Annotated in this window: 25 protein-coding genes; 1 reads left to right on the forward strand and 24 read right to left on the reverse strand. The window is 72.9% G+C overall.

What is annotated here, in order from left to right; all coding sequences use genetic code 11:
• Positions 1–42 precede the first annotated feature (42 nt).
• The 3 genes from pyrH to rpsB form a co-directional block, all read right to left on the reverse strand.
• Entirely contained in the window at positions 43–813 is a 771-nt protein-coding gene (pyrH, locus tag RM425_RS14900; protein WP_449495090.1) for a UMP kinase, read from the reverse strand.
• A 101-nt stretch (positions 814–914) separates the two neighbouring features.
• Positions 915–1,730, reverse strand: a complete 816-nt coding sequence (gene tsf, locus RM425_RS14905; RefSeq protein WP_311346005.1) for a translation elongation factor Ts — start codon at positions 1,728–1,730, stop codon at positions 915–917.
• Between the two features lie 96 nt (positions 1,731–1,826).
• On the reverse strand, positions 1,827–2,759 hold the full coding sequence (gene rpsB, locus RM425_RS14910) for a 30S ribosomal protein S2 (RefSeq protein ID WP_311346006.1): 933 nt from the start codon (positions 2,757–2,759) through the stop codon (positions 1,827–1,829).
• Between the two features lie 299 nt (positions 2,760–3,058).
• On the opposite strand from rpsB, the gene RM425_RS14915 reads away from it, so the two are divergent.
• Positions 3,059–3,586 carry a M23 family metallopeptidase gene (locus tag RM425_RS14915; RefSeq protein WP_311346007.1) on the forward strand — a complete coding sequence of 176 codons (528 nt, stop codon included), beginning with the start codon at positions 3,059–3,061 and terminating at the stop codon, positions 3,584–3,586.
• 10 nt (positions 3,587–3,596) lie between these two features.
• Here RM425_RS14915 and RM425_RS14920 read toward each other — a convergent pair whose 3' ends face one another.
• From RM425_RS14920 to ffh, 21 genes are all read right to left on the reverse strand, one after another.
• Positions 3,597–4,256, reverse strand: a complete 660-nt coding sequence (locus tag RM425_RS14920; protein ID WP_311346008.1) for an HAD family hydrolase — start codon at positions 4,254–4,256, stop codon at positions 3,597–3,599.
• Positions 4,257–4,383: 127 nt separating this feature from the next.
• The gene (locus RM425_RS14925; protein ID WP_311346009.1) at positions 4,384–4,536 is read right to left on the reverse strand and encodes a hypothetical protein; all 153 of its coding nucleotides are present in this window, start codon (positions 4,534–4,536) and stop codon (positions 4,384–4,386) included.
• Between the two features lie 451 nt (positions 4,537–4,987).
• Positions 4,988–5,788, reverse strand: a complete 801-nt coding sequence (gene whiG / locus RM425_RS14930; RefSeq protein ID WP_311346010.1) for an RNA polymerase sigma factor WhiG — start codon at positions 5,786–5,788, stop codon at positions 4,988–4,990.
• A gap of 91 nt (positions 5,789–5,879) precedes the next feature.
• Positions 5,880–6,815 carry a tyrosine recombinase XerC gene (locus tag RM425_RS14935; protein ID WP_311346011.1) on the reverse strand — a complete coding sequence of 312 codons (936 nt, stop codon included), beginning with the start codon at positions 6,813–6,815 and terminating at the stop codon, positions 5,880–5,882.
• A gap of 31 nt (positions 6,816–6,846) precedes the next feature.
• A complete protein-coding gene (gene dprA / locus RM425_RS14940; RefSeq protein ID WP_311346012.1) occupies positions 6,847–8,109 on the reverse strand; it encodes a DNA-processing protein DprA in 1,263 nt (420 codons plus the stop codon).
• Complete coding sequence (locus RM425_RS14945; protein ID WP_311346013.1) at positions 8,106–9,626, reverse strand: YifB family Mg chelatase-like AAA ATPase; 1,521 nt, start codon at positions 9,624–9,626, stop codon at positions 8,106–8,108. The genes dprA and RM425_RS14945 overlap by 4 nt, the downstream gene beginning before the upstream one ends.
• Positions 9,623–9,982: a YraN family protein gene (locus tag RM425_RS14950; protein ID WP_311346014.1), complete on the reverse strand. Its 360-nt coding sequence runs from the start codon at positions 9,980–9,982 to the stop codon at positions 9,623–9,625. The genes RM425_RS14945 and RM425_RS14950 overlap by 4 nt, the downstream gene beginning before the upstream one ends.
• Positions 9,983–10,087: 105 nt before the next feature.
• Positions 10,088–10,786, reverse strand: coding sequence for a calcium-binding protein (locus RM425_RS14955; RefSeq protein ID WP_396137055.1), 699 nt, complete (start codon positions 10,784–10,786; stop codon positions 10,088–10,090).
• A gap of 94 nt (positions 10,787–10,880) precedes the next feature.
• Positions 10,881–11,201, reverse strand: a complete 321-nt coding sequence (locus tag RM425_RS14960) for a DUF2469 domain-containing protein (protein ID WP_091764971.1) — start codon at positions 11,199–11,201, stop codon at positions 10,881–10,883.
• On the reverse strand, positions 11,198–11,992 hold the full coding sequence (locus tag RM425_RS14965; RefSeq protein ID WP_311346016.1) for a ribonuclease HII: 795 nt from the start codon (positions 11,990–11,992) through the stop codon (positions 11,198–11,200). Before RM425_RS14965 ends, RM425_RS14960 begins: the two co-directional genes overlap by 4 nt.
• A gap of 141 nt (positions 11,993–12,133) precedes the next feature.
• On the reverse strand, positions 12,134–12,859 hold the full coding sequence (locus RM425_RS14970; RefSeq protein WP_311346017.1) for a response regulator transcription factor: 726 nt from the start codon (positions 12,857–12,859) through the stop codon (positions 12,134–12,136).
• A gap of 246 nt (positions 12,860–13,105) precedes the next feature.
• Positions 13,106–14,041: a signal peptidase I gene (lepB, locus tag RM425_RS14975; protein WP_311346018.1), complete on the reverse strand. Its 936-nt coding sequence runs from the start codon at positions 14,039–14,041 to the stop codon at positions 13,106–13,108.
• Between the two features lie 76 nt (positions 14,042–14,117).
• The gene (rplS, locus tag RM425_RS14980) at positions 14,118–14,474 is read right to left on the reverse strand and encodes a 50S ribosomal protein L19 (RefSeq protein ID WP_311346019.1); all 357 of its coding nucleotides are present in this window, start codon (positions 14,472–14,474) and stop codon (positions 14,118–14,120) included.
• A gap of 153 nt (positions 14,475–14,627) precedes the next feature.
• Positions 14,628–15,128 (reverse strand): NUDIX hydrolase, encoded by a 501-nt coding sequence (locus RM425_RS14985; protein WP_311346020.1) that lies wholly within the window; start codon positions 15,126–15,128, stop codon positions 14,628–14,630.
• A gap of 5 nt (positions 15,129–15,133) precedes the next feature.
• The gene (gene trmD, locus RM425_RS14990) at positions 15,134–15,877 is read right to left on the reverse strand and encodes a tRNA (guanosine(37)-N1)-methyltransferase TrmD (protein WP_311346021.1); all 744 of its coding nucleotides are present in this window, start codon (positions 15,875–15,877) and stop codon (positions 15,134–15,136) included.
• Entirely contained in the window at positions 15,874–16,419 is a 546-nt protein-coding gene (gene rimM, locus RM425_RS14995) for a ribosome maturation factor RimM (protein ID WP_311346022.1), read from the reverse strand. Before rimM ends, trmD begins: the two co-directional genes overlap by 4 nt.
• 30 nt (positions 16,420–16,449) lie before the next feature.
• Positions 16,450–16,686 (reverse strand): RNA-binding protein, encoded by a 237-nt coding sequence (locus tag RM425_RS15000; RefSeq protein WP_091980387.1) that lies wholly within the window; start codon positions 16,684–16,686, stop codon positions 16,450–16,452.
• 3 nt (positions 16,687–16,689) lie between these two features.
• The gene (rpsP, locus tag RM425_RS15005; RefSeq protein ID WP_311346023.1) at positions 16,690–17,220 is read right to left on the reverse strand and encodes a 30S ribosomal protein S16; all 531 of its coding nucleotides are present in this window, start codon (positions 17,218–17,220) and stop codon (positions 16,690–16,692) included.
• Positions 17,221–17,489: 269 nt separating this feature from the next.
• Positions 17,490–19,793, reverse strand: coding sequence for a proline--tRNA ligase (locus RM425_RS15010; protein ID WP_311346024.1), 2,304 nt, complete (start codon positions 19,791–19,793; stop codon positions 17,490–17,492).
• A gap of 12 nt (positions 19,794–19,805) precedes the next feature.
• Complete coding sequence (locus RM425_RS15015) at positions 19,806–20,897, reverse strand: amidohydrolase family protein (RefSeq protein WP_311346025.1); 1,092 nt, start codon at positions 20,895–20,897, stop codon at positions 19,806–19,808.
• Positions 20,894–22,462: a signal recognition particle protein gene (gene ffh, locus RM425_RS15020; RefSeq protein ID WP_311346026.1), complete on the reverse strand. Its 1,569-nt coding sequence runs from the start codon at positions 22,460–22,462 to the stop codon at positions 20,894–20,896. Before ffh ends, RM425_RS15015 begins: the two co-directional genes overlap by 4 nt.
• Positions 22,463–22,489: the final 27 nt, after the last annotated feature.

The following is a 22,489-nucleotide window of genomic DNA, read 5'->3' on the forward strand; positions in this document are numbered from 1 at the left end:
GCCGCCGTCGTCCTCGTCTGTGCGCCGGTCGGTGTGCCGGCGTCAGGCCGGCTGGCTGATCAGCGTGCCGATCCTCTCACCTGCGGTCGCCCGGGCGATGTTGCCGTCGCGCAGCAGGTTGAACACCACGATGGGCATCCGGTTCTCCATGGACAGGCTGATGGCCGTGGCATCCGCGACCTTGAGCTCGTCGGCCAGGACGGTGGCGTAGTCCAGGTCGCGGTAGAGGGTGGCGTCCGGGTTGTGCCGCGGGTCGTCGTCGTAGACGCCGTCGACGCCGTTCTTGGCCATCAGCAGCACCTGGCAGCCGATCTCCATCGCACGCTGGGCAGCGACGGTGTCGGTCGAGAAGTACGGCATGCCCGCGCCGGCGCCGAAGATGACCAGCCGGCCCTTCTCCAGGTGCCGCACCGCCTTGCGCGGGATGTAGGGCTCGGCGACCTGGCCCATGGTGATCGCCGTCTGCACCCGGGTCTCCAGCCCCACCTGCTCGCAGAACGCCTGCAGGGCGAGCGCGTTCATGACCGTGCCGAGCATGCCCATGTAGTCGGCGTGCCGGCGGTCCATGCCGGCCTGGGCGAGCTCCGCGCCGCGGAAGAAGTTGCCGCCTCCGACGACGACGGCGACCTGGGTGCCGCCGGCCACGACGTCGGCGAGCTGCTGGGCGATGCTGTGGACGATGCCGGAGTCGATGCCGACCTTCCCGCCGCCGAACGCCTCGCCCGACAGCTTGAGCAGCACCCGCTTGTAGCCGCCGCCGTCGGCGGGCTGGAACGCGGTGGGCGCGGACAGCGGTGCGGTCGTCTCGGTCAACGCGTCATCCCTCGTTCGACATCAGTGGGTTGATCCTGCCGCACAGAGGTTCGGCCCCGCTCCTGGAGAGGAACGGGGCCGAACGACGGTGTGCTGGTGCCTCAGGCCTGGCCGACCTCGAAGCGCGCGAAGCGCTCCACGGTCAGGCCGGCCTCGTCGACGATCTGCTTGACCGTGCGCTTGGGCTCGGTGATCGACGGCTGCTCGAGCAGGACGAAGTCCTTGTAGTAGGCGTTGACCCGACCCTCGACGATCTTGGTGATCGCCTGCTCGGGCTTGCCCTCCTCCTTGGCCGTCTGCTCGGCGACGCGACGCTCGGTCTCGACCGCCTCGGCCGGGACCTCCTCGCGGGTGAGGTAGCGCGGGCGCGCGGCGGCGATGTGCATCGCCAGGCTGCGGGCCGCGTCCTCGCTGCCACCGCTGTACTGCACGGCGACACCGATGGCCGGCGGCAGGTCGGTGGCCCGCTTGTGCAGGTAGGTGGCGGTGGTGCCCTCGAAGATGGCGAAGCGGCTCAGCACCAGCTTCTCGCCGATGCGGGCGGACTCGCCCTCGACCAGCGCGGCGACGGTCTGGCCGTCGACGTCGGCGCCCAGCAGGGCCTCGGCGTCGGCGGCCTTCTTCTCCAGGCCGATCTCGAGCAGGCGGTCGGCGAGGGCGATGAAGTCGGCGTTCTTGGCGACGAAGTCGGTCTCGCAGTCGAGCTCGAGCAGTGCGCCGTCCTTGCTGACGACGATGCCGTTGGTCGTGGAGCGCTCGAGGCGCTTGCCGACGTCCTTGGCGCCCTTGACGCGCAGCAGCTCGACGGCCTTGTCGTAGTCGCCGTCGGCCTCGGTCAGGGCCTTCTTGCAGTCCATCATGCCGGCGCCGGTGGCGTCGCGGAGACGCTTGACGTCGGCCGCGGTGAACTCAGCCATGTCACTTCCTCTGTGGTCTGTCGGTAGTGCTGTGGGAGCGGACAGGCGGCGGCGCCGCCCCTCTGCCGGTGTCAGCAGGGGGACGGCGCCGAACCGTCAGACGGCGTTGTTGTCCTTGCCGCCGGTGGTGGCGGGGACGTCCTCGACCGGGGCGACCTCGTTCGCGGTGACCGTGGGCGGCTCGGCCGGGGTCTCCGGCAGCGGGGTGGCGGTGGCGTCGTCGGCCGGGGCGGCCGCGGCGTCACCCCCGGTCAGCAGCTCGCGCTCCCAGTCGGCCAGCGGCTGGTCGCCACCGATGACCGGCTCGGCGCCGTCCTCACGGCCGGCGTTGGCCTGCGCGGCCGAGCGGGCCATGAGGCCCTCGGCGACGGCGTCGGCCACGACACGGGTCAGCACGGCGATGCTGCGGATCGCGTCGTCGTTGCCCGGGATCTTGTAGTCGACCTCGTCGGGGTCGCAGTTGGTGTCCAGGATCGCGACGACCGGGATGTTCAGCTTGCGGGCCTCGCCGACGGCGATGTGCTCCTTCTTGGTGTCCACGATCCAGATGGCGCTGGGCACCTTCTTCATGTCGCGGATACCGCCGAGGGAGCGGTCCAGCTTCGCCTTCTCGCGGCTGAGGACCAGCTGCTCCTTCTTGGACAGGCTGACCAGCACGCCGGTCTGCTCCATGTCCTCGATCTCCTTGAGGCGCTCGAGGCGCTTGAAGACCGTCTGGAAGTTGGTGAGCATGCCGCCGAGCCAGCGCTGGTTGACGTAGGGCATGCCCACGCGCGTGGCCTGCTCGGCGACGACCTCCTGCGCCTGACGCTTGGTGCCGACGAACAGGATCGAGCCGCCGTGGGCGACCGTCTGCTTGACGAACTCGTAGGCGTTGTCGATGTACCCCAGCGTCTGCTGCAGGTCGATGATGTAGATGCCGTTGCGCTCGGTGAAGATGAAGCGCTTCATCTTCGGGTTCCAGCGACGGGTCTGGTGCCCGAAGTGGACGCCGCTGTCGAGCAGCTGCTTCATGCTGACGACTGCCATTGCAGCCTCTCTGCTCTGCGCGCGCGGCCGGGGGCCGCACGAGTTCCGGTTGTCGCGGGCACCGGGTGGTGTCCGCCCTGGCGTCCTGCGTCACCACTCCCCCGGCCGTTGCGGGCCGGGACCGAGGAGGCGAGCGCCCCGCCGTATCGGCGGGATGAGGACACGCGAAGTCGACCCGTCGGACGGGTCGCACCGGACAGCATACGCGACGGCGGGGGCGCTCCTCGCGGGCTGCCCGGGCCGTCCACAGTCCCTCCGGAGGCGGCCTACGCGGGGCGTCGGGCGGCCAGCCTGGGCGCATGCGATGCGCCCTGGCAGCCGTGCTCGGTGCGCTCGTCGTCGCGGTGCTGGCGCCCTCGCCCTCGACGGCGGATCCGGGCGGCTCCCGGGCGCCCAGCACCCGGTCAGCGGCCGTGGGCTGGGTCGCGCCGCTGCCCGGCGCGCTCACCGTGACCCGGGGCTTCGATCCCCCGGCCCATGCCTACGGTCCCGGTCACCGGGGCGCCGACCTGGCCGGGCCGCTCGGGAGCCCGGTCCTGGCCGCCGGCGACGGCGTCGTGGTGTTCGCCGGCACGGTGGCGGGCCGGCCGGTGGTCAGCATCGACCACGCCGGCGGACTGCGGACGACGTACGAGCCGGTGGACCCCGCCGTCGCGGCCGGCCAGCGAGTGGCGGGAGGCTCCCCCATCGGCGCGCTCCTGCCGGGTCACGCCGGCTGCCCTGCCGACGCGTGCCTGCACTGGGGCCTGCGGCGCGGGGAGGGCTACCTGGACCCGCTCCGGCTGCTCGCGGTGCGGGTCCGGCTGCTGCCGCTGCGCGACGCGTGAGCGCCGCGGCTCAACCCGCGTCGCAGAGCCGGAGGACCTTGTCCAGCCGGCGATCGGCGACGTCCCGCAGCGGGGGCAGCAGCAGTGTGGTGATGCCGATGTCCACGGCCGCGCCGTCGGGGCGTGACCGGTCGCCGACCATGAGCGCGTGGGACGGGGCCACCTGCAGCGCCTCGAGCGTCCGGCTGAACATCAGCGGATCCGGCTTCTGCACGCCCTGCTCGAAGGACAGGGTGAACACGTCGACCAGCCCGCCGAGGCCGGCCGCGTCGAAAGCGGGTCGCAGGTCGACGTGGACGTCGCTGACGACCGCGACCCTGACGCCTCGTGCGCGTAGCGCCTGGAGCGTTTCGTGGACATCGACCGCGAACGGGTTGTGCCGCGGATCGGACTCGACCGCGTAGAGCGCTTCCGCCAGCTCCGCATCGAGGCCCGCGTCGGCGAATACCTCGAGGTAGGTGCGCCGGTGCAGCGCCGCGTCACTGTCGACGCCGGGGCCGTCCATCCGGTCCTGGTCGCCGTTCGCCTCGGCGATGGCCGCCAGGAGACCGTTGACGGCGCCGGGCGATCGGTCGCGGCCGAGCACGAGCAGCGCCTGCTCGACCCATTCGCGCTCGGTCAGCGTGGTGACCAGCGTCCCGCGCCAGTCGAAGAGGACCGCTCCGGTCACGACAGGTGTGACCGGACCCGACAGTCGATCAGCACTGGCCCTCGTGACCTGCGATGCGGACATCCCTGTGCTCACCCTCCAGCGAGCCCGAGACTGCACGGCAGTCCGACGGAACCGATTGCCGGTGTCACTCGCAGAACGACGTGGGCGGTGCCGCTGCCGGCACGAAGTCGACCGTCAGACCGACGTCCTCGACCGCCGGATCGGTCACGGTGAACCTCACCAGGTCGTCGTCGACGACGGTCATGGTTCCTGTCGTGTAGCCGTCTGCGACGGACACACCAGTCCCGTCGTCACGGATGCGAGGCTCCGGCAGGGGCGCCACGGCGACCCAGTCCCGGCCGGCGAACCGGGCCGTCGAGATGCCGCAGTGGGTCAGCAGGGAGAACGGTTCCCCCGTCGCCGTCGCCGTCGCCGTCGCCGTTGTCGCAGTTCCGGTGGACGTCGAGGCGGTGCCCGGCGTCTGGGTCGGCGGGATCGCTCGAGGGACCGTGTCTGCGGACGAGCACCCAGTCAGCACGGCGAGTGCCACCACAGTCGAGAACCGCACGCCACGCACGCTGCCTCCCAGGTTCCTTGCACGCCCAAGTTTGCTCCCGCGCGGGCGTGCTGCGACGCACACGTGCTGATGGGCACCGGAAGCGGGGCTGGTTCCATCCTGCTCGGCCGTCCACCACCGCTCGTACTGACGTCCGGTGTCCATCGCCCGACTGCCGAGGTCAGCCGGCACGTCAGGCGATGTCGGCGAGCTTGGTGCGCAGGTGGAGCACGGCCTTGGTGTGCAGCTGGCAGATGCGGCTCTCGGTGACGCCCAGGACGCGGCCGATGTCGGCGAGCGTGAGGCCCTCGAAGTAGTAGAGCGAGACGACGACCTTCTCCCGCTCGGGCAGCTGCTCTACGGCGCGGGCCAGCAGCTGGCGGGCCTCGCCGTTCTCGGCCATCGCCTGCGGGTCGAGGGCACGGGTGTCCTGGAGCGTGTCGCCGAGGCGCGGCGAACCGCCGTCGTCGTCGGTGAGCAGCTCGTCCAGAGCGACGACGTTGACCAGGGACAGCTGACCGAGGAATTTGCGGATGTCCTCGACGTCCATCTCCATGGCGTCGGCGACCTCGTCGTCGGTCGGCGTCCGGTGCAGCCGGGCCTCGAGCTCGGCGACGGTGCGCTCGAACTGACGGGCCTTCATGCGCACCGACCGCGGGATCCAGTCGGTGTTGCGGAGCTCGTCGATGATCGCGCCGCGGATGCGGGCCATCGCGTAGCTCTCGAACTTGACCTCACGGGTCGGCTCGTAGCGGGTGATGGCGTCGATGAGGCCGAACGTGCCGTAGGAGACCAGGTCGGCCTGCTCGACGTGGCTGGGCAGACCGCTGCCCACCCGCCCGGCGACGTACTTGACCAGCGGCGCGTAGTGGAGGATCAGCCGATCGCGCAGGCCCGGGTCGCGGTCGGCCACGTACTGCGCCCACAGCTGCGCCACGAAGGCGTCGGTGTCATCGGCCGCCTCGTCGATCCGGTGGATCGTTGCCTCAGGCATGGTGGCCCTCCTCGCTCCCGCTGCGGGCTCGCGCCCCGTGGTTCCGCCTCATGGTGGCTGCCGCCCGACCCGTTCGCATCCAGCCGTCCGCTCAGGCTCGGGGGTGAGCTTGGGCGTGGACGGCGCGGAGCCGCTCGACGGTCACGTGCGTGTAGATCTGCGTCGTCGCGAGGCTAGCGTGGCCGAGCAGCTCCTGAACGGACCGGAGGTCCGCGCCGCCCTCCAGCACGTGGGTAGCCGCCGAGTGCCGCAGGCCGTGCGGGCCGATGTCGGGAGCTCCGGGTGCCGCTGCGACGGCCGCGTGCACGACGCGGCGGGCTTCGCGCGCGTCCAGCCGCCGCCCGCGGACGCCGAGCAGCAGCGCAGGGCCGGAGGAGGCGACCGCCAGCGCCGGCCGCCCGCGGGTCAGCCAGGCGTCGATCGCTGACTCGGCCGGGAGTCCGTAGGGCACGGTGCGCTCCTTGCGACCCTTGCCCAGGACCCGCAGCACCCGGCGGCTGCGGTCGACGTCGTCGATGTCCAGGCCGACGAGCTCGCTGACCCGGATCCCGCTGGCGTACAGCAGCTCTAATACGACCGCATCCCTCAGCCCCACCGGCTCCTCCGCCCCGGCGGCCGATTCGACGACCGCCCGGGCCTGGTCGGGAGCCAGTACGTCCGGCAGGGTGCGGTGAGCCTTCGGGCTGACCAGCCGGAGGCCGACGTCCTCGGTGGTGAGCTCGGCCCGGCGCAGCCAGCGGGTGAACGACCGCGCAGCCGCGGCGTGGCGAGCGGTGGTGGCGCGGCTGTGCCCCTTCGTGCGCCCCTGGGCCAGCCAGCTGCGCAGCACGGGCAGGTCGAGGTGGTGTGGCTGTTCACCGCCTCGGCGGGCGAGGTGGTCCAGCAGCCCGACGACGTCGGTGACGTAACCGCGGACGGTGTGCTCGGAGAGGTCCCGCTGGCTGCGGAGGTGGTCCTCGTAGCCGGCCAGGACCTCGGCCACAGCAGGGGGCAGGGCGGCGCGCGCGTCCGCTGTCCCCGTCGCCATGCGGAAACCGTCCGTCGGCGCACGCGACCGGTCAAGACGCCGCGCCGGGCCGGGCCCTGGCGCGTGTCGCCTCGACCGGGGGCGCGACGCGCCAGCCGGTACCGGTCCACTGGACGAGGTCGGCCAGTTCGAGGGCCGGCAGGACGCGCAGCACCTCGAGGACGTCGCAGCCGGCGACGGCGGCCAGCCGCTCGGGGCTCACGCCCACCCGCACGGGGCAGGCGTCGAGGATCCGGGCGGCGACGTCGGAGAGCCCGTCGCGCACCGATTCCGGGCGTGGCGCCGGATCGGCCAGGTCGGAGCCGATGCTCCCCACCTCCTCGATGACGTGCGCGGCGGAGGTGACCAGCCGGGCGCCCAGTCGCTCGTCGCGGAGCAGCTCGTGGCAACCGACGCTCATGGCACTGGTCACGGGGCCCGGGACGACCAGGACAGACCGGCCCAGGTCCTGCGCCCGCCGTGCGGTGGCCAGCGCTCCAGAACGCGCCGCCGCCTCGACGACGACGGTGCCGCGGGTCAGGGCGGCGATCAGCCGGTTGCGCACGAGGAAGCGGTGCCGCAGCGGCGCGGAGCCGGGCGGCCACTCGCTCAGCAGCAGACCGGTCTCGGCGATGCGGTGGAAGAGTGCGCCGTGCGCGGCCGGGTAGGGGCGGTCGACCCCGCAGGAGAGCACCGCGATCGTCGGCGCCACGGCGGCCAGCGCCCCGCGGTGCGCGGCGGCGTCGATGCCGAAGGCGCCGCCGGAGACGACCGTCCAGCCCCGCTCCCCGAGTTGGTGCCCCAGCTCGGCGGCGACGTGCTCCCCATAGGCCGTCGAGGCCCGCGATCCGACGACGGCCACCGAGCGGTCGGCCAACTCGTCGAGCCGGCCCGATCCGCGGACCCACAGCGCCAGCGGCGGCACCGGCGCCTTGGTCCGGTCGGACTGCCTCCGCCGATCCGCCGACTCCGCTGCGACCGCCAGCGTGAGCGCGTGCAATTGCAAGAAGGGCCACTCGTCGGCCTCGGGGGTCACCAGACGTGCTCCGCAACGCTCGGCCCGCTGCAGGTCGGCCTGGGTCGCGTCCTGCCCGGCCCGGGCCCCGACCAGGGAGCGCAGCGTGTCCGGTGCGGCTCCGCTGCGCAGCCGCTGCACCGCCGCTACCGGTCCGAGGTGGTCGACGTAGCGCCACAGGTCGACGGTGCCCGGCTCGACCGCGCGGCTGAGCCAGGCCCGTGCCCGGCGCACGCCCGGGTGGAGGGGATCGCCTCCCGCCGCGGCCGCATCCTCGAGGTCCTCGTCCAGCGTGGTCATGCCGCTGCCCGCTGCACGCGCATGCCGAGCGCCTCTGCGACCTCGTCGGCACCCGGCACCGTGCGTCCGGCGAGATCGGCCAGCGTCCATGCCACGCGCTGGACGCGGTCGAAGCCACGGACCGACAGCGCGCCCCGTTCCAGCGCCCGCTCCGCCAGGGCCAGCGACGCCCGAGGCAGGGCAAAGCGTTCGCGAAGGAGCCGGCCGGGCACCTGGCTGTTGAGGGCCAGCCCGGTGCCGGCCAACCGCTCCGCGGCCACCGCCCGCGCCTGCTGCACCCGACGGGCTACGACCTCGGTGGGCTCCGGGTCGCCCAGCCCGTCCAGCCAGGCCGCCCGCGTCACCGGTGGCAGCTCAACGCGCAGGTCGATGCGGTCGAGCAGCGGGCCGGACAGCCGGGACCGGTACCGCCGCCGTTCCACCGGGGAGCAGGTGCACGCCGTGTCGCCGGCCGCGCTGGCACAGGGACACGGGTTGGCGGCGAGGACCAGCAGCGCCCGGCAGGGGAAGGTGGCCGAGCCCGCGGCCCGGTGGATGGTGACCTGACCGCGCTCCAGGGGCTGACGCAAGGTGTCGAGCACCGCCCGGGGGAACTCGGGCGCCTCGTCCATGAACAGCACGCCGCGGTGCGCCCGGCACAGCGCGCCCGGGCGGATCTGACCGGAGCCACCGCCGATCAGCGCCGCCATGGTGGCCGAGTGGTGCGGCGCCTCGAACGGCGGCCGGGTGAGCAGGGGCGCCCCGGCCGGGAGGCTGCCGGCGATCGAGTGCACCGCGGTGACCTCCAGCGCACCCTCCTCGTCCAGCGAGGGCAGGAGCCCGGGCAACCGCTCGGCGAGCATGGTCTTGCCCGCGCCCGGAGGCCCGGCGAGGAAGAGGTGGTGACCGCCGGCCGCCGCCACCTCCACCGCCCGGCGCCCGGTGGTCTGCCCGACGACGTCGGCCAGGTCGGGGCCGTCCGGCGGCGCGGGCAGCGCGCCCCGGGCGTGCGGTCCGAGGCGGGTGCGGCCGGCCAGGTGGCCGACCAGCTGGGCGAGCGACCCGACCGCGAGCACCTCCACGCCCTCGACGAGTGCCGCCTCGTCGGCGTTGGCGGTGGGCACGACCACCTGGGGATGCCCGGCGCGCGCCGCGGCGAGGACGGCGGGCAGCACGCCGCGGATCGCGCGCACCGATCCGTCGAGGCCGAGCTCGCCGAGGAGCACCAGCCGCTCGACCGACTGCGCCGGCACCGCACCGGCGGCCGCCAGGACGGCGGCGGCCAGCGCGAGGTCGAAGCCACTGCCCTGCTTGGGCATCGACGCCGGCGAGAGGCCGATGGTGATCCGCCGCAACGGGAACTCACCGCCCGCGTTGACCACCGCAGCCCTGACGCGGTCCACCGACTGGCGCACCACGGCGTCGGGCAGCCCGACGAGCACCACGCCCGGCACCCCCGCCGCCATGTCCACCTCGACCTCGACGAGGGCACCGTGCACGCCGGCCAGGCCCACCGACCAGGTGCGCGCCAGCGTCACGTGAACGCCGCCCGGAGATGGGTGACCAGGGCCGGCCGCGCCGGGCGGACGAGCACGCCGACGACGTCGAACCGCAGATCCGGCGCGTGCTCGTCGTGGGCGGCCAGCCAGCGCTGCGCGAGCAGCCGGAGCCGCCGCTGCTTGGCGGGGGTCACCGCCTCGACGGGATGGCCGAAGCCGACGCCCCGCCGGGTCTTCACCTCGCAGAAGACGATCGCTGCGCCCTCGCGGGCGACGATGTCGAGCTCGCCGTCGCGGCAGCGCCAGTTGCGGTCGAGCAGGCGGAGGCCGGCGTCGGTCAGGTAGGCCGCGGCGATCCGCTCGCCGTGGGACCCGAGTTCGTTGCGTGTGGGCACGTGCCCACCGTGGGGCGACCGGCGGCCCACCACCAGCGCTTCCGAGCGGCTGTGGAGGGCCGGCCGAGCTGTGGACCGGCCCTCCACCTCCGTCGGTGGCGTGCGTCAGGCTGGGGGTGCACCGCCCTCGATCGACGTGGCGATGTCGCAGTCGACGGCACCGTCGAACCCGGAGCCGCCGTTGCAGATGTCCCGGGCGGGGGGAGGCAGCGGCACGGGCCCGGGAGCCGATCCCGGTGGGATCTCACCGGCGATGAAATCGTCCCCGGACCCGCCGTTGATGACGTCGGCGTCCGGACCACCGACGACCGTGTCCGCCCCAGAGCCGCCGTTGAGGACGTCGCGGCCGAAGCCCCCGACGATCATGTCGTCGCCGGAGCCCCCGTTCCCGACGTCGTTGCCGAAGGCGAGGGCGAGGAAGTCGTTCCCGCCGTCCCCGGAGACGACGTCGTTCCCCGGCCCGGCGAACACCTCGTCGTCGCCCGCCCCGGCCTTGACCACGTCGTTGCCGCCGGGCGCGTCCGGCTTGCCGAAGAAGCCCGTCGTGTCGGCGAAGATGACGTCGTCGCCCCCGAGGGCGTGGATGACGTCGTTGCCCAGGCCCGCACAGATGGCGTCCGGCCCGTTCGTGCCCCGCAGCACGTCACGCCCGTCGGTCCCGATGATGACGTTGTAGAAGCTGGGCAGATCCGGCGGAGCCCGCAGCCCGGGGACGGACCGGCGGCCGAGGCGCTCCCGGGCACCAGGACGGCTGCGATCAGGACGGGCAGGCCGAGCACACTCCGCATGAGACGCACAGAACACTCCCTTGGGCAGCCCCCCGCGACGGGCAACCTAGGAACGGCTCGCCGGAACCGCCCAGGGTCGAAACCCTCCGTCCCCGGCCGAAACGCGCGCCTCAGGTGCGTGGCGGGGTGTCCGGCAGCTCGAGGTCGGGCTTGTCGAGCTCCTCGACGTTCACGTCCTTGAACGTCAGCACCCGGACGTTGCGGACGAACCGGGCGGGCCGGTACATGTCCCACACCCAGGCGTCGGAGAGCTTCAGCTCGAAGTAGACCTCTCCCCCGGCCTCGCGGACCTGGAGGTCCACCGAGTTGGCCAGGTAGAACCGCCGCTCGGTCTCCACCACGTAGGTGAACTGGCGGACGATGTCCTTGTACTCGCGATAGAGCTGCAGCTCCATCTCGGTCTCGTACTTCTCGAGATCCTCGGTGCTCATCGGTCCTCGGTGCTCGTCGCTGGCTCGCAGGACACAGGGCGCATGGCCCCATCATCGTGCATGCCGCCGTCGCCCGGCAGCCGGTGGACCCGCCCGGCGTGCACGTCCCGCGCCCGGGCCACGTTGACGAAGCGCATCCGGTGCGCCGGGCAGGGCCCGTGCCGCTCCAGGGCGGCGGTGTGCACGTCGGTGATGTAGCCCTTGTGGCCGGCGAAGTCGTACTCCGGCCACCGCTCGTGCAGCTCCACCATCACGCGGTCCCGGGCCACCTTCGCCAGCACCGACGCCGCGGCGACGCACGCCGCCACCCGGTCGCCCTTCCACACGGCGAGGCCGGGCCGGGCGAGGCCCGGCACCGGGAAACCGTCGGTGAGCACGTAGTCGGGTTCGGGGTCCAGGGTGCAGACCGCCCGGCGCAGGGCTTCGAGGTTGGTGACGTGCATGCCGCGGGCGTCCAGCTCCTCTACCGGGATCTGCACGACCGACCAGGACACGGCCCGGTCGAGGATCTCGGCGTGGACGCGCTCGCGGGCGGCGGCGGTGAGCAGTTTCGAGTCGGCGAGTCCGGGCACCCGCCCCCGCTTCCCGGCGGGCAGCACGCAGGCGGCGGCGACCAGCGGCCCGGCGCACGCGCCGCGGCCGGCCTCGTCGGCACCGGCCACGGCCGAGAACCCGCGGCGGCGCAGCGAGCGCTCCATGTCCCAGAGCGCGTCGGGGCGCTGCTCGCCGGCGACCGGCCGGCGGCCGCGGGGCACCGGTGCGGCGGTGGAGTGAACGGGTCGAGCAGCCATCGGGCACCGACCCTACGACCCCGGGGAACGCATCCGGGGACCGGACACCGGCAGGCGCACGACACACGCAGGGCCGGCCCTGGGAAGGGCCGGCCCTGCGCGCGGAGGAACACTCGGAGGGGGCGCGAACGCCCCTGGACGTCACAGCTCGACGGGAACCTCGGGCTCCTCGGCGCGCACGGCGCCGTGGGCGCCGCAGCTGCACACCGGGTTGCGCGAGGACAGCACCAGGGAGACGGCGTGCGCACGGTCGCGGGCACCCAGCTTGCGCAGGATGGCCTTGACGTGGCTCTTGACGGTGTCCTCGCTGATGAACAGGTTCCGGCCGATCTGCCGGTTGGACTGGCCCTGCAGCAGCTCGTCCAGCACGTCCTGCTCACGCCGGGTGAGGGGCACCTCGGGCGTGAAGGGCTTGGCAGCAGGGGTGGCGGAGGGCTCGACCCGGCGGATCTGCGGGTCGACGACGGTCCGGCCGGCGCGGGCGGCCAGGATGGCCCAGCCCAGCAGGGTCGGCGACGTGTTGATCATGAGGTAGCCACCGACACCGGCGGCGAGCGCCTCGTTCACCACGGCCGGGTCCTCGGAGGTGGCCAGGGCGACGATGGCGACCCGGGGGAAGCGGCGGCGCAGGTCGCGGCAGGCGTTCAGGGTGGCGGCGCGGCCGGAGCCCAGCTCGACCACGACGGCGTCGGGACGGGCCGTCTCGGCCAGCGTCATCGCGCGGCGCAGCTCGCCGGGGGTGCCGACGGACTGCATGCCCGCGGTCTCGTTGATCATGCTGACCAGGCCACGACGCAGGACGGGCGCGTCGGCGAGGAGGAGCACGCGGGTGACCCCGCGGGCGGTGCTCGCCATAGGTGCAGACACAACAGACTCCGTTTCACTCCGAATTGCTTGCACAACCTCCATCGGACGGGTGAAACGATTACTTGAACACTTCGCCGACATTTTTCTGATTGGTTCCCGCGTCACCCATTCTTGCGACCCCCGTCACACGCGTAACGACAGCAATGCACCGACGGTCACCGTGCGGCCCATTCCGGAAATGGCGGTGGCGGAACGACGTCGGAGGCGCACCGTGGCACGGTGCGCCTCCGAGAGGAGAGGGACGGGTCAGCGACGCCGGTGCCGGCGCCAGGCCACGAGCGGCACGGCGCCGGCCAGACCCAGTGCGGAGGAGGCGACGACGTCGGGCCGCACGCCGGTCGCGCCACCCTCGACCCCCGCCGCTGCGGCTCCGACGTCCTGGATGTCGGGTGAGCCGACCAGCCCCCAGCGGCTCACCGGCCAGACGATGACCGCGGCCTTGCCGATGACGTCGTCCACCGCGATGGTGCCCGAGTAGCGATCGCCAATCTTCGCCTTGGAGTCCGCCGAGGCCGAGCGATGGTCGCCCATGACCCACAGCCGCCCCTCGGGCACGGTCACCGGGCCGAAGCCCCGCAACTCGATGGGGGTGTTCTCGAAGATGTAGGGCTCGTCGAGCGGTTCCCCGTCGACGGTCACCCGGCCCTCGACGTCACAGCACTCCACCGTCTGCCCACCCACGGCGATCACCCGCTTGACGTAGTCGTCCTCGCTGGGCGGGGCGACGCCCACGGTGCGGCCGAGCCACAGCATGGCGCCGGTGAACCAGTTCGCGGGCTCGGCGACCGAGACCTCCGGGCTCCACGTGTCCGGCCCTTCGAACACGACGACGTCGCCGGGTTGAGGTTCCCCGAACCAGTACGGGACCTTGTTCACCAGCACCCGGTCACCGGTGCAGCCCGGGCAGCCGTGCAGGGTCTGCTCCATCGACCCGGACGGGATGAAGAACGCCTGCACGAAGAAGGTCTTGACCACCAGGGCGAGCACGAAGGCCACGACGAGCAGCACCGGCAGCTCGCGCAGCAGCGAGCCCTTCTTCGCGTCGGCACGGCGGTTCCGGCGCGCCGCACGGCCCGCCGGCTCGTCCGCCTGCTCGTCCGCCGCACCGGTACGGGCATCGCGCTGCGGGTCGGGCTCCCCCGGATCGACGTCGGCGGGCCCCCCGGGCCGTTGGCTGCTCATCAGGAGCAGCGTACGGCGCGGAGGGCCCGCCGGAGACGCAGACGGGCGGAGCAGCCGCCCGGGATGTCAGCGCGGGTCAGCGCGTGACGACCTCGCGCTTCTCCTTGATCTTGGCGGCCTTGCCGCGGAGCTCGCGCAGGTAGTACAGCTTGGCGCGACGGACGTCACCGCGGGTGAGGACCTCGATCTTCTCCACCACCGGCGTGTGCACCGGGAAGGTGCGCTCCACGCCGACGCCGAAGCTGACCTTGCGGACGGTGAAGGTCTCGCGGATGCCGCCGCCCTGGCGGCGGATGATGACGCCCTGGAAGACCTGGATGCGCGAGCGGTTCCCCTCGACCACGCGGACGTGCACCTTGACGGTGTCACCCGGGCGGAACGTCGGGATGTCGTCGCGCAACGAATCGGCGTCGAGTGCGTCCAGGGTGTTCATCTCGGCAGTCCTCATGTTCTGGCAGTGGCTCGTAGGCGGTGCGGACAGCGGAGCGCCCCGGCTGTCCGTTCCCGGGAGCTGCGGGGCTCCTCGGCGGAACTCCCCCGTCGGCCCAGCCGACGGTGCGCAGCAGTCCTCTACTATGCCACATCCTCAGCTGACGATGCGCGGCACCCCGGTCCACCGACCGGTGAGCAGCGCCGGGAGCAGCCCGGCCAGCTCGCGCGGGGCGAACTCCTCGGTGGTGGCCGCGATCTCGTCGGCCGTCCACCAGCGGTGCGGCTCGTCGCCCAGCACCTCGAGCTCCGTGCGGCCTCGCGCGTCGACCTGGTGCACGACGTCCCGGAGCACGAAGTACGTCTCGCGGTTGTCGTAGTCGACGCCGTCGAAGGGACCCACGAAGCGCCGGAACCACACCGGCCCCTCCAGCGCGGCCGGGTCGGCCTCCAGGCCGATCTCCTCGGCGAGCTCCCGCACCGCGGCGGTGCGCAGCGACTCGCCCGCCTCCACGCCCCCGCCGGGGGTGTACCAGAACAGGACGTCGCCGGGCGGCACGTCGAGGGCGGTCAGCCGGGAGCCGAGCAGCAGGACGCGGCCGGCAGGGTCCAGGACGACGACGCGGGCCGACGGCCGCACCAGCGCCTTGCCGGGCACGCCGCTCAGCGACCCTCGAGCGCCGCGCGGTCGACGTCGCCCAGCGCGCCGTCGGGCAGCGCCGCCAGCAGGTCGGGACGGCGCTCCGCGGTGCGCCGCAGGGACTCGGCGCGGCGCCAGCGGTCGATCGCGGCGTGGTCCCCGGACAGCAGCACGGTGGGCACCTCGTGACCCCGCCAGGTGGCCGGCCGGGTGTAGGAGGGCCCTTCGAGCAGGCCGTCGGCGTGCGAGTCGAACTCCACCGACTCGCGGTTGCCCACGACGCCGGGGAGCAGCCGGGTGACCGCCTCCACCATGACCAGCACGGCCGACTCCCCGCCGGCCAGCACGTAGTCGCCGATCGAGACCTCGGACACCGGCCCGGCGTCGGCGGCCCAGTCGGCGACCCGCTGGTCGATGCCCTCGTACCGGCCGCAGGCGAACACCAGCCCGGGCTCCGCCGCCCACTCCGCCGCCAGCGCCTGGGTGAACGGGCGACCGGCCGGGGTGGGGACGACCAGGCGGGTGCCCGGCGGCCGCACCGCCTCCAGGGCCAGCGCCCACGGCTCGGGCTTCATCACCATGCCGGGGCCGCCGCCGTACGGGGCGTCGTCGACGGTGCGGTGCACGTCGTCGGTCCACTGCCGCAGGTCGTGCACCCCGATGCTGACCAGGCCACGTTCGGCGGCCTTGCCCAGCAGCGACTGGCGCAGCGGCGCCAGGTACTCGGGGAAGATCGTGACGACGTCGATGCGGAAGGCGCCGCTCACAGGTCGAGCAGCCCCTCGGGCGGGTCGACGACGAGGTAGCCGCCGGCCACGTCGACCATCGGCACGATCGCCGCGACGAATGGGATCAGCGCCTCACCGCCCTCGGCGCGGCGCACCACGAGGAGGTCCTGCGCCTCGTGCCGGACGCCGGTGACCTGCCCGATCACCGAGTCGTCGGGCAGCCGCGCGCTCAGGCCGACCAGCTGGTGGTCGTAGAACGAATCGGGCTCCTCGATCTCGGGGAGCTCTGCCACCGGCACCAGCAGCATGGTGTTGCGCAGCGAGTCGACGGTCTCGCGGGACTCGTAGACCTCCCCGGAGGGGGCGGCCAGCTGGAGCAGCAGGGTGCCGCTGTGCCAGCGCTTGTCGACGACGGTCAGCGGGCCTCGCTCGGCCGGGTCGGTGCGCAGCACGGTGCCCGGTGCGAAGCGGAGGTCGGGGTCGTCGGTGCGGACCTCGACGGTCGCCAACCCACGGACACCGTGGGGCCGGCCGATGCGGCCGACCACCACGGTGTCGTCGTCGTGCGGGGTTCCCGGCATGGGTGGGCTCGGGTGGGTGGGAGGCAGTGCTCAGCGCCCGTCGGTGTCGACGACGTCGACCCGCAGGCCGCGTCCACCGACACCGGTCATCACCTGGCGCAGCGCCTTGGCGGTACGACCGCCGCGGCCGATGACCTTGCCGAGGTCGTCCGGGTGCACCCGGATCTCGAGGGTCTTGCCACGACGGTTGGTGAGCAGGTCGACCGCCACGTCCTCCGGGTGGTCGACGATGCCCTTGACCAGGTGCTCGAGCGCGTCTTCGAGCACGTCTTACTCGGCGGTCTTCTCGGCCGGGACGGCGTCCGCGCCCTCGGGCGCGGGAGCCGGGGCGTCGACGATGGCGGCCTCGACGTCGGTGGCCTCTGCAGCAGGAGCCTCGGCGGCGGGTGCCTCGTCGGCAGCGGCGGCCTTCTTCGGCGCCGCCTTCTTCTTGGCGGTCGTCGCGTCGGTGGTCGGCTCGTCCATACCGGAGCGGACGGCAGCCTCGTAGAGGGCCTTCTTGTCCGGCTTGGGCTCGGCGACCCGCATGGGCGGCGGCGCGGCCTCGCCCTTGAACTTCTGCCAGTCGCCGGTCACCCGGAGGATGGCGGTGACGGCCTCGGTCGGCTGCGCGCCGACACCGAGCCAGTAGGCGGCGCGCTCGGCGTCGACCTCGATGAAGGAGGGGTCCTCCTTCGGGTGGTACTTGCCGATCGTCTCGATCGAACGGCCGTCACGCTTGGTGCGGGCGTCGGCGACGACGATGCGGTAGTACGGCGCGCGCATCTTGCCCAGGCGCATGAGCTTGATCTTGGTGGCCACGGTGTGTGGTGTTCTCCTCGAACGCTGTGTGGTTGCTCGCCGGCCGGACGCGTGGGGGTACGCCGGGGCGGAGCGATGGACACGGCCGGAAACGGTGAGAGGGCCGCCACCGCCGTGTTCGAGCGCCCATGATGCCAGATCGCGGACGGGGCGCCGTCGCCAGCACCGGCCGACGCCGTCCTCCCTCACCGCAGCGCGTCCTCCCCCACCGCGCACCGTGAGGGAGGACGCGCTGGGATCAGGTCACCTGATCCCAGCCCGGGTTGTGATCAGCCGCGGGTGGCGGCCAGCACGCGGGCGCCGGCCTCAGCGACCAGCACCTCCTCGCGCTCGCCGGTCCTGCGGTCGCGCACCTCGATGACGCCCTCGGCCAGGCCCCGGCCGACGGTGACGATGGTGGGCATCCCGAGCAGCTCGGCGTCCTTGAACTTCACGCCGGGGCTGACCTTGGGCCGGTCGTCGTAGAGCACCGTCAGTCCGGCGGCCACCAGCTCGGCGGCCAGCGCCTCAGCGGCCTCGAAGACGGCGGCGTCCTTGCCCGTGGCGACGACGTGCACGTCGGCCGGGGCGACCTCGCGCGGCCAGACCAGGCCCAGCTCGTCGTGGGTGGACTCGGCGATCGCAGCGACGGCACGGGAGACCCCGATGCCGTAGGAGCCCATGGTGACCGTGACGAGCTTGCCGTTCTCGTCGAGCACCGTGAGGTCCAGCGCCTCGGCGTACTTGCGGCCGAGCTGGAAGATGTGGCCCATCTCGACGCCGCGGGCGAGCTCCAGCGGGCCGGAGCCGTCGGGCGCGGGATCGCCGGGCAGCACCTCGGCGGCCTCGATGACGCCGTCCCAGGTGAAGTCGCGGCCGGCGACGAGGTCGAAGACGTGCTTGCCCGCCTCGTTGGCGCCGGTGATCCACCGGGTGCCGGCGACCACGCGCGGGTCGACCAGGTAGCGGATCTTCGACTCGCTCTCCGCACCCAGCACCTGCGGGCCGATGTAGCCCTTCACCAGCGCCGGATTGCCCGCGAAGTCGGTGAACGGCTCGACCTCGGCCGGGGCGAACTGGGCCTCGAGGCGCTTGGCGTCGACGTCCCGGTCTCCGGGCAGGCCGATGACCAGCGGCTCGCGGGTGCCGTCGGGGTGCACGAGGGTGACGACGACGTTCTTCAGCGTCGAGGCGGCGGTGTAGCCGGCGTCGGGGAACAACTGCTGCGCGACCGCGACCAGCGTCTCGATGGTCGGGGTGTCGGGGGTGTCCTCGACGTGCGCCTCGGGCAGCCCGTCGAACGGGATCTCGTCGGGGACGACGGTGGTGACCGCCTCGACGTTGGCCGCGTAGCCCCCGGGCGAGCGGACGAAGGTGTCCTCGCCGATCGCGGTCGGGTGCAGGAACTCCTCGCTCCTGGAGCCGCCCATCGCACCCGACATCGCCGAGACGATCACGTACTCCAGCCCCAGCCGGTCGAAGATCCGGATGTAGGCGTCGCGATGCAGGGCGTAGCTCTTGTCCAGGCCCGCGTCGTCGACGTCGAAGGAGTAGCTGTCCTTCATGGTGAACTCGCGGCCGCGGAACAGCCCCGCGCGGGGCCGAGCCTCGTCCCGGAACTTGGTCTGGATCTGGTACAGCGAGACCGGCAGGTCCTTGTAGGAGCCGTAGAGGTCCTTCACCAGGAGCGTGAACATCTCCTCGTGCGTAGGGCCGAGCAGGAAGTCGTTGCCGCGACGGTCCTGCAGGCGGAAGAGGTTGGGGCCGTACTCCGTCCACCGGCCGGTCGCCTCGTACGGCTCACGGGGCAGCAGCGAGGGGAAGGCCACCTCCTGGGCGCCCATCGCGTCCATCTCCTCGCGGATGATGCGCTCGACGTTGCGGAAGACCCGGTAGCCCAGCGGCAGCCAGGTGAACCCGCCCGGCGCGGCCCGCCGGATGTAGCCGCCACGGGCCAGGAGGCGGTGGCTGGCGACCTCGGCGTCGGCCGGGTCGTCACGCAGGGTCCGCAGGAACAGGGTCGACATCCGGAGCAGCACGGGTCGAGTCTCCCAGGCCCCGCCACCGCGAATCCGTCCCCCTGCGCGGCGGCCGACCGGCGTCATCCGGCAGGGCGGGCCGGCGAGCTCCCCGATCCGCGCGAACAGCTGCTGCGCGAGCACCTCGGTGTCCTCGAAGACGACCTCGGACCGCAGCACGTCCTCCAGGGACCACCAGCCGAATGGGTGCTCGGGTTCGGCCAGCGGCTCGATGCTCTCGGCGATCGCCACGAAGACGTGGTCGACGTGGACGTGGTCCCTGGCCTCGTGCCTGTCGGGCGGCACCGGCAGCTCGGTGATCCACCACGGTTGCTCCATGACCGGGTGCGGATAGCTCGGCGGCAGCTCGGCCGACGGCGGGCGGACGGGGCGCACCCGGAGGCCGGTCTCCTCAAGCACCTCACGCCACGCTGCGTGCGCGGCCGTCTCGTCGTCCTCGACGTGCCCACCGGGGATCATCGCCATCGACAACCGCGGGTGAGCGATCATCCCCAGCCGCCAGGCCCCCTCCACTCGCGCGAACACGAACACCGACGACGTGCCGTGCTTCAGCATCCGCCGCGGTGGTCAGGCGACGACGCGGCCGCGCAGCACCGTCCGCTGCGGCGTCTGCAACGTGCCCAGGTCGGCGCGAGGGTCGTTCGCGTAGACGACGACGTCGGCGACGGCGCCCTCCTCGATACCGCGCAGCCCGAGCCACTCGCGCGCCTTCCACGAGCCGGCCGCCAGCGCGTCCTCGGCCGGGATGCCCGCCTCGCACAGCGCGCGGATCTCGTCGGCGATGACGCCGTGGTCGATGCCGCCACCGGCGTCGGTGCCGGCGAACACCGGCACGCCGGCCTCGAAGGCGGCCCGCACGACGGCGCCGGAGTTCGCGTACAGCCGCCGCATCGTGCTCGCGTAGGTGGGGAACTTGTTCTCCCCCGCCGCGGCGAACCCGGGGAAGTTCTCCACGTTGACCAGCGTCGGCACGACGGCGGTGCCGCGGGCGGCCATCTCGCCGATGAGCTCCTCGGTCAGGCCGGTGCCGTGCTCGATGCAGTCGATGCCGGCCGCGATGAGCGCCGGGAGCGCGTCGGTGCCGAACGTGTGCGCGGTGACCCGCGCGCCCTCCTCGTGGGCCGCCGCGATCGCCGCGGCCACCACGTCGGCGGGCCACTCGGGGGCGAGGTCGCCGACCGAGCGGTCGATCCAGTCGCCCACCAGCTTGACCCAGCCGTCGCCCCGCCGGGCCTGCACGCGGGTCTGCTCGACGAGGTCCTCGGGCTCGATCTCGATGCCCAGTCCCGGGATGTAGCGGCGGGTGCGGGCGATGTGCCGCCCGGCGCGGATGATCGTCGGCAGGTCCGGGTCGTCGTCCAGCGCCCGCGTGTCCACGGGCGACCCGCAGTCGCGCAGCGCCAGCACCCCGGCGTCCCGCTCGGTGAGCGCCTGGGCGCGGGCCTCGGTGAGGTCCTCCGCGTGCCCGCCGCCGCGCAGGATGCCGACGTGGCAGTGGGCGTCGACCAGCCCGGGGACCAGCCAGCCGCCCCGGCTCACCGTCTCCGCACCCGGCACCGGCTCGAAGGTGAACCGGCCCTCGCGCACCCAGACGTCGCGGTGCTCACCGGCGGGCAGCACCACACCGGACAGGTGCAGCGGGGGCAGCGGCTCGCTCACCGCCCGTTGCCGTCCTTGAACTGGTCGAAGTTCAGCTTGGTGAGGTCCGGCATCCCCTGGCCCGGGGGCAGGTTCGGCATCCCGCCGGGGAGGCCGCCGAAGGGGTTGCCGGCGCCCGGAGGCAGCCCGGGCGCCCCGACCGGCCGGCGGGCGGGACCGCCCTTGCCCTTGCCGCCCTTGCCCTTCTTGCCCTTCTTCGACTGCGCCTGCATCTGCCGGCCGCGGGCCTTCTTCGACATCGGCCCCATGCCGGGCATGCCCATGCTGCCGGCCATCTGCCCCATCATCTTCTGCGCCTGCGCGAAGCGTTCCAGCAGGCTGTTGACCTCGCTGACGGTCACGCCGGAGCCGTTGGCGATGCGCACCCGCCGCGAGGCGTTGATGATCTTGGAGTTGACCCGCTCCTGCGGCGTCATCGACCGGATGATCGCCGTCGTCCGGTCCAGGTCGCGGTCGTCGACCTGCTTGAGCTGCTCCTTCATCTGCCCGGCACCGGGCAGCATGCCGAGCAGGTTGGCGATCGGCCCCATCTTCCGGATGGCCAGCATCTGCTCGAGGAAGTCCTCGAGGGTGAACCCCTCGCGAGAGGCGAGCTTGCCCGCCATGCGCTCGGCCTGATCGGCGTCGAACGTCTTCTCGGCCTGCTCGATCAGCGTGAGGACGTCGCCCATGCCGAGGATGCGCGAGGCCATCCGCTCGGGGTGGAAGACGTCGAAGTCGGTCAGCTTCTCGCCGGTGGAGGCGAACATGATCGGCTGCCCGGTCACGTGCCGGACCGACAACGCCGCACCACCGCGGGCGTCGCCGTCGAGCTTGGTGAGGACGACGCCGCTGAAGCCGACCCCGTCCTGGAACGCCTGCGCCGTGGTCACGGCGTCCTGACCGATCATCGCGTCGACGACGAACAGCGTCTCGTCCGGCTGCACGGCGTCGCGGATGTCCGCGGCCTGCTGCATCAGCTCCGCGTCGATGCCCAGCCGCCCGGCGGTGTCGACGACGACGACGTCGTGCATGGTGCGACGGGCGTGGTCGATCGAGTCGCGGGCCACCTGCACCGGGTTGCCGACCCCGTTGCCCGGCTCCGGGGCGTAGACGTCGACCCCCGCCTGGCCGGCGACGATGGACAGCTGGTTGACCGCGTTGGGGCGCTGCAGGTCGCAGGCCACGAGCAGCGGGGTGTGCCCCTGCTCCTTGAGCCAGCGGCCGAGCTTGCCGGCGAGGGTGGTCTTACCGGCACCCTGCAGACCGGCCAGCATGATCACCGTCGGCGACTGCTTGGCCAGCCGGATGCGGCGGGTCTCTCCGCCGAGGATCCCGATGAGCTCCTCGTTGACGATCTTGATGACCTGCTGCGCCGGGTTGAGGGCCTGGGAGACCTCCGAGCCGCGGGCGCGCTGCTTCACGGCATCGATGAAGGCCCGCACGGCAGGCAGGGCGACATCGGCCTCGAGCAGCGCGATGCGGATCTCGCGCGCGGTGGCGTCGATGTCGGCGTCGGTCAGCCGACCCTTGCCCCGCAGGCCGGTGAAGACCTTGTCCAGGCGGTCGGAGAGGGTCTCGAACACAACACGTCCTCAGCAGTCACGGGCGCG

Source organism: Blastococcus goldschmidtiae, assembly GCF_031845325.1.
Lineage (GTDB): Bacteria > Actinomycetota > Actinomycetes > Mycobacteriales > Geodermatophilaceae > Blastococcus > Blastococcus goldschmidtiae.

What these genes read in the sequence shown, in the direction of transcription:
- rpsB (WP_311346006.1), bottom strand. Translation starts at nt 2,759, where the DNA reads ATGGCAGTCGTCAGCATGAAGCAGCTGCTCGACAGCGGCGTCCACTTC.
- dprA (WP_311346012.1), bottom strand. Translation starts at nt 8,109, where the DNA reads ATGACCACGCTGGACGAGGACCTCGAGGATGCGGCCGCGGCGGGAGGC.
- rplS (WP_311346019.1), bottom strand. Translation starts at nt 14,474, where the DNA reads ATGAACACCCTGGACGCACTCGACGCCGATTCGTTGCGCGACGACATC.
- RM425_RS14965 (WP_311346016.1), bottom strand. Translation starts at nt 11,992, where the DNA reads ATGGCTGCTCGACCCGTTCACTCCACCGCCGCACCGGTGCCCCGCGGC.
- lepB (WP_311346018.1), bottom strand. Translation starts at nt 14,041, where the DNA reads ATGAGCAGCCAACGGCCCGGGGGGCCCGCCGACGTCGATCCGGGGGAG.
- RM425_RS14935 (WP_311346011.1), bottom strand. Translation starts at nt 6,815, where the DNA reads ATGGCGACGGGGACAGCGGACGCGCGCGCCGCCCTGCCCCCTGCTGTG.
- RM425_RS14915 (WP_311346007.1), top strand. Translation starts at nt 3,059, where the DNA reads ATGCGATGCGCCCTGGCAGCCGTGCTCGGTGCGCTCGTCGTCGCGGTG.
- RM425_RS14960 (WP_091764971.1), bottom strand. Translation starts at nt 11,201, where the DNA reads ATGAGCACCGAGGATCTCGAGAAGTACGAGACCGAGATGGAGCTGCAG.
- RM425_RS15010 (WP_311346024.1), bottom strand. Translation starts at nt 19,793, where the DNA reads ATGCTGAAGCACGGCACGTCGTCGGTGTTCGTGTTCGCGCGAGTGGAG.
- whiG (WP_311346010.1), bottom strand. Translation starts at nt 5,788, where the DNA reads ATGCCTGAGGCAACGATCCACCGGATCGACGAGGCGGCCGATGACACC.
- tsf (WP_311346005.1), bottom strand. Translation starts at nt 1,730, where the DNA reads ATGGCTGAGTTCACCGCGGCCGACGTCAAGCGTCTCCGCGACGCCACC.
- rimM (WP_311346022.1), bottom strand. Translation starts at nt 16,419, where the DNA reads ATGCCGGGAACCCCGCACGACGACGACACCGTGGTGGTCGGCCGCATC.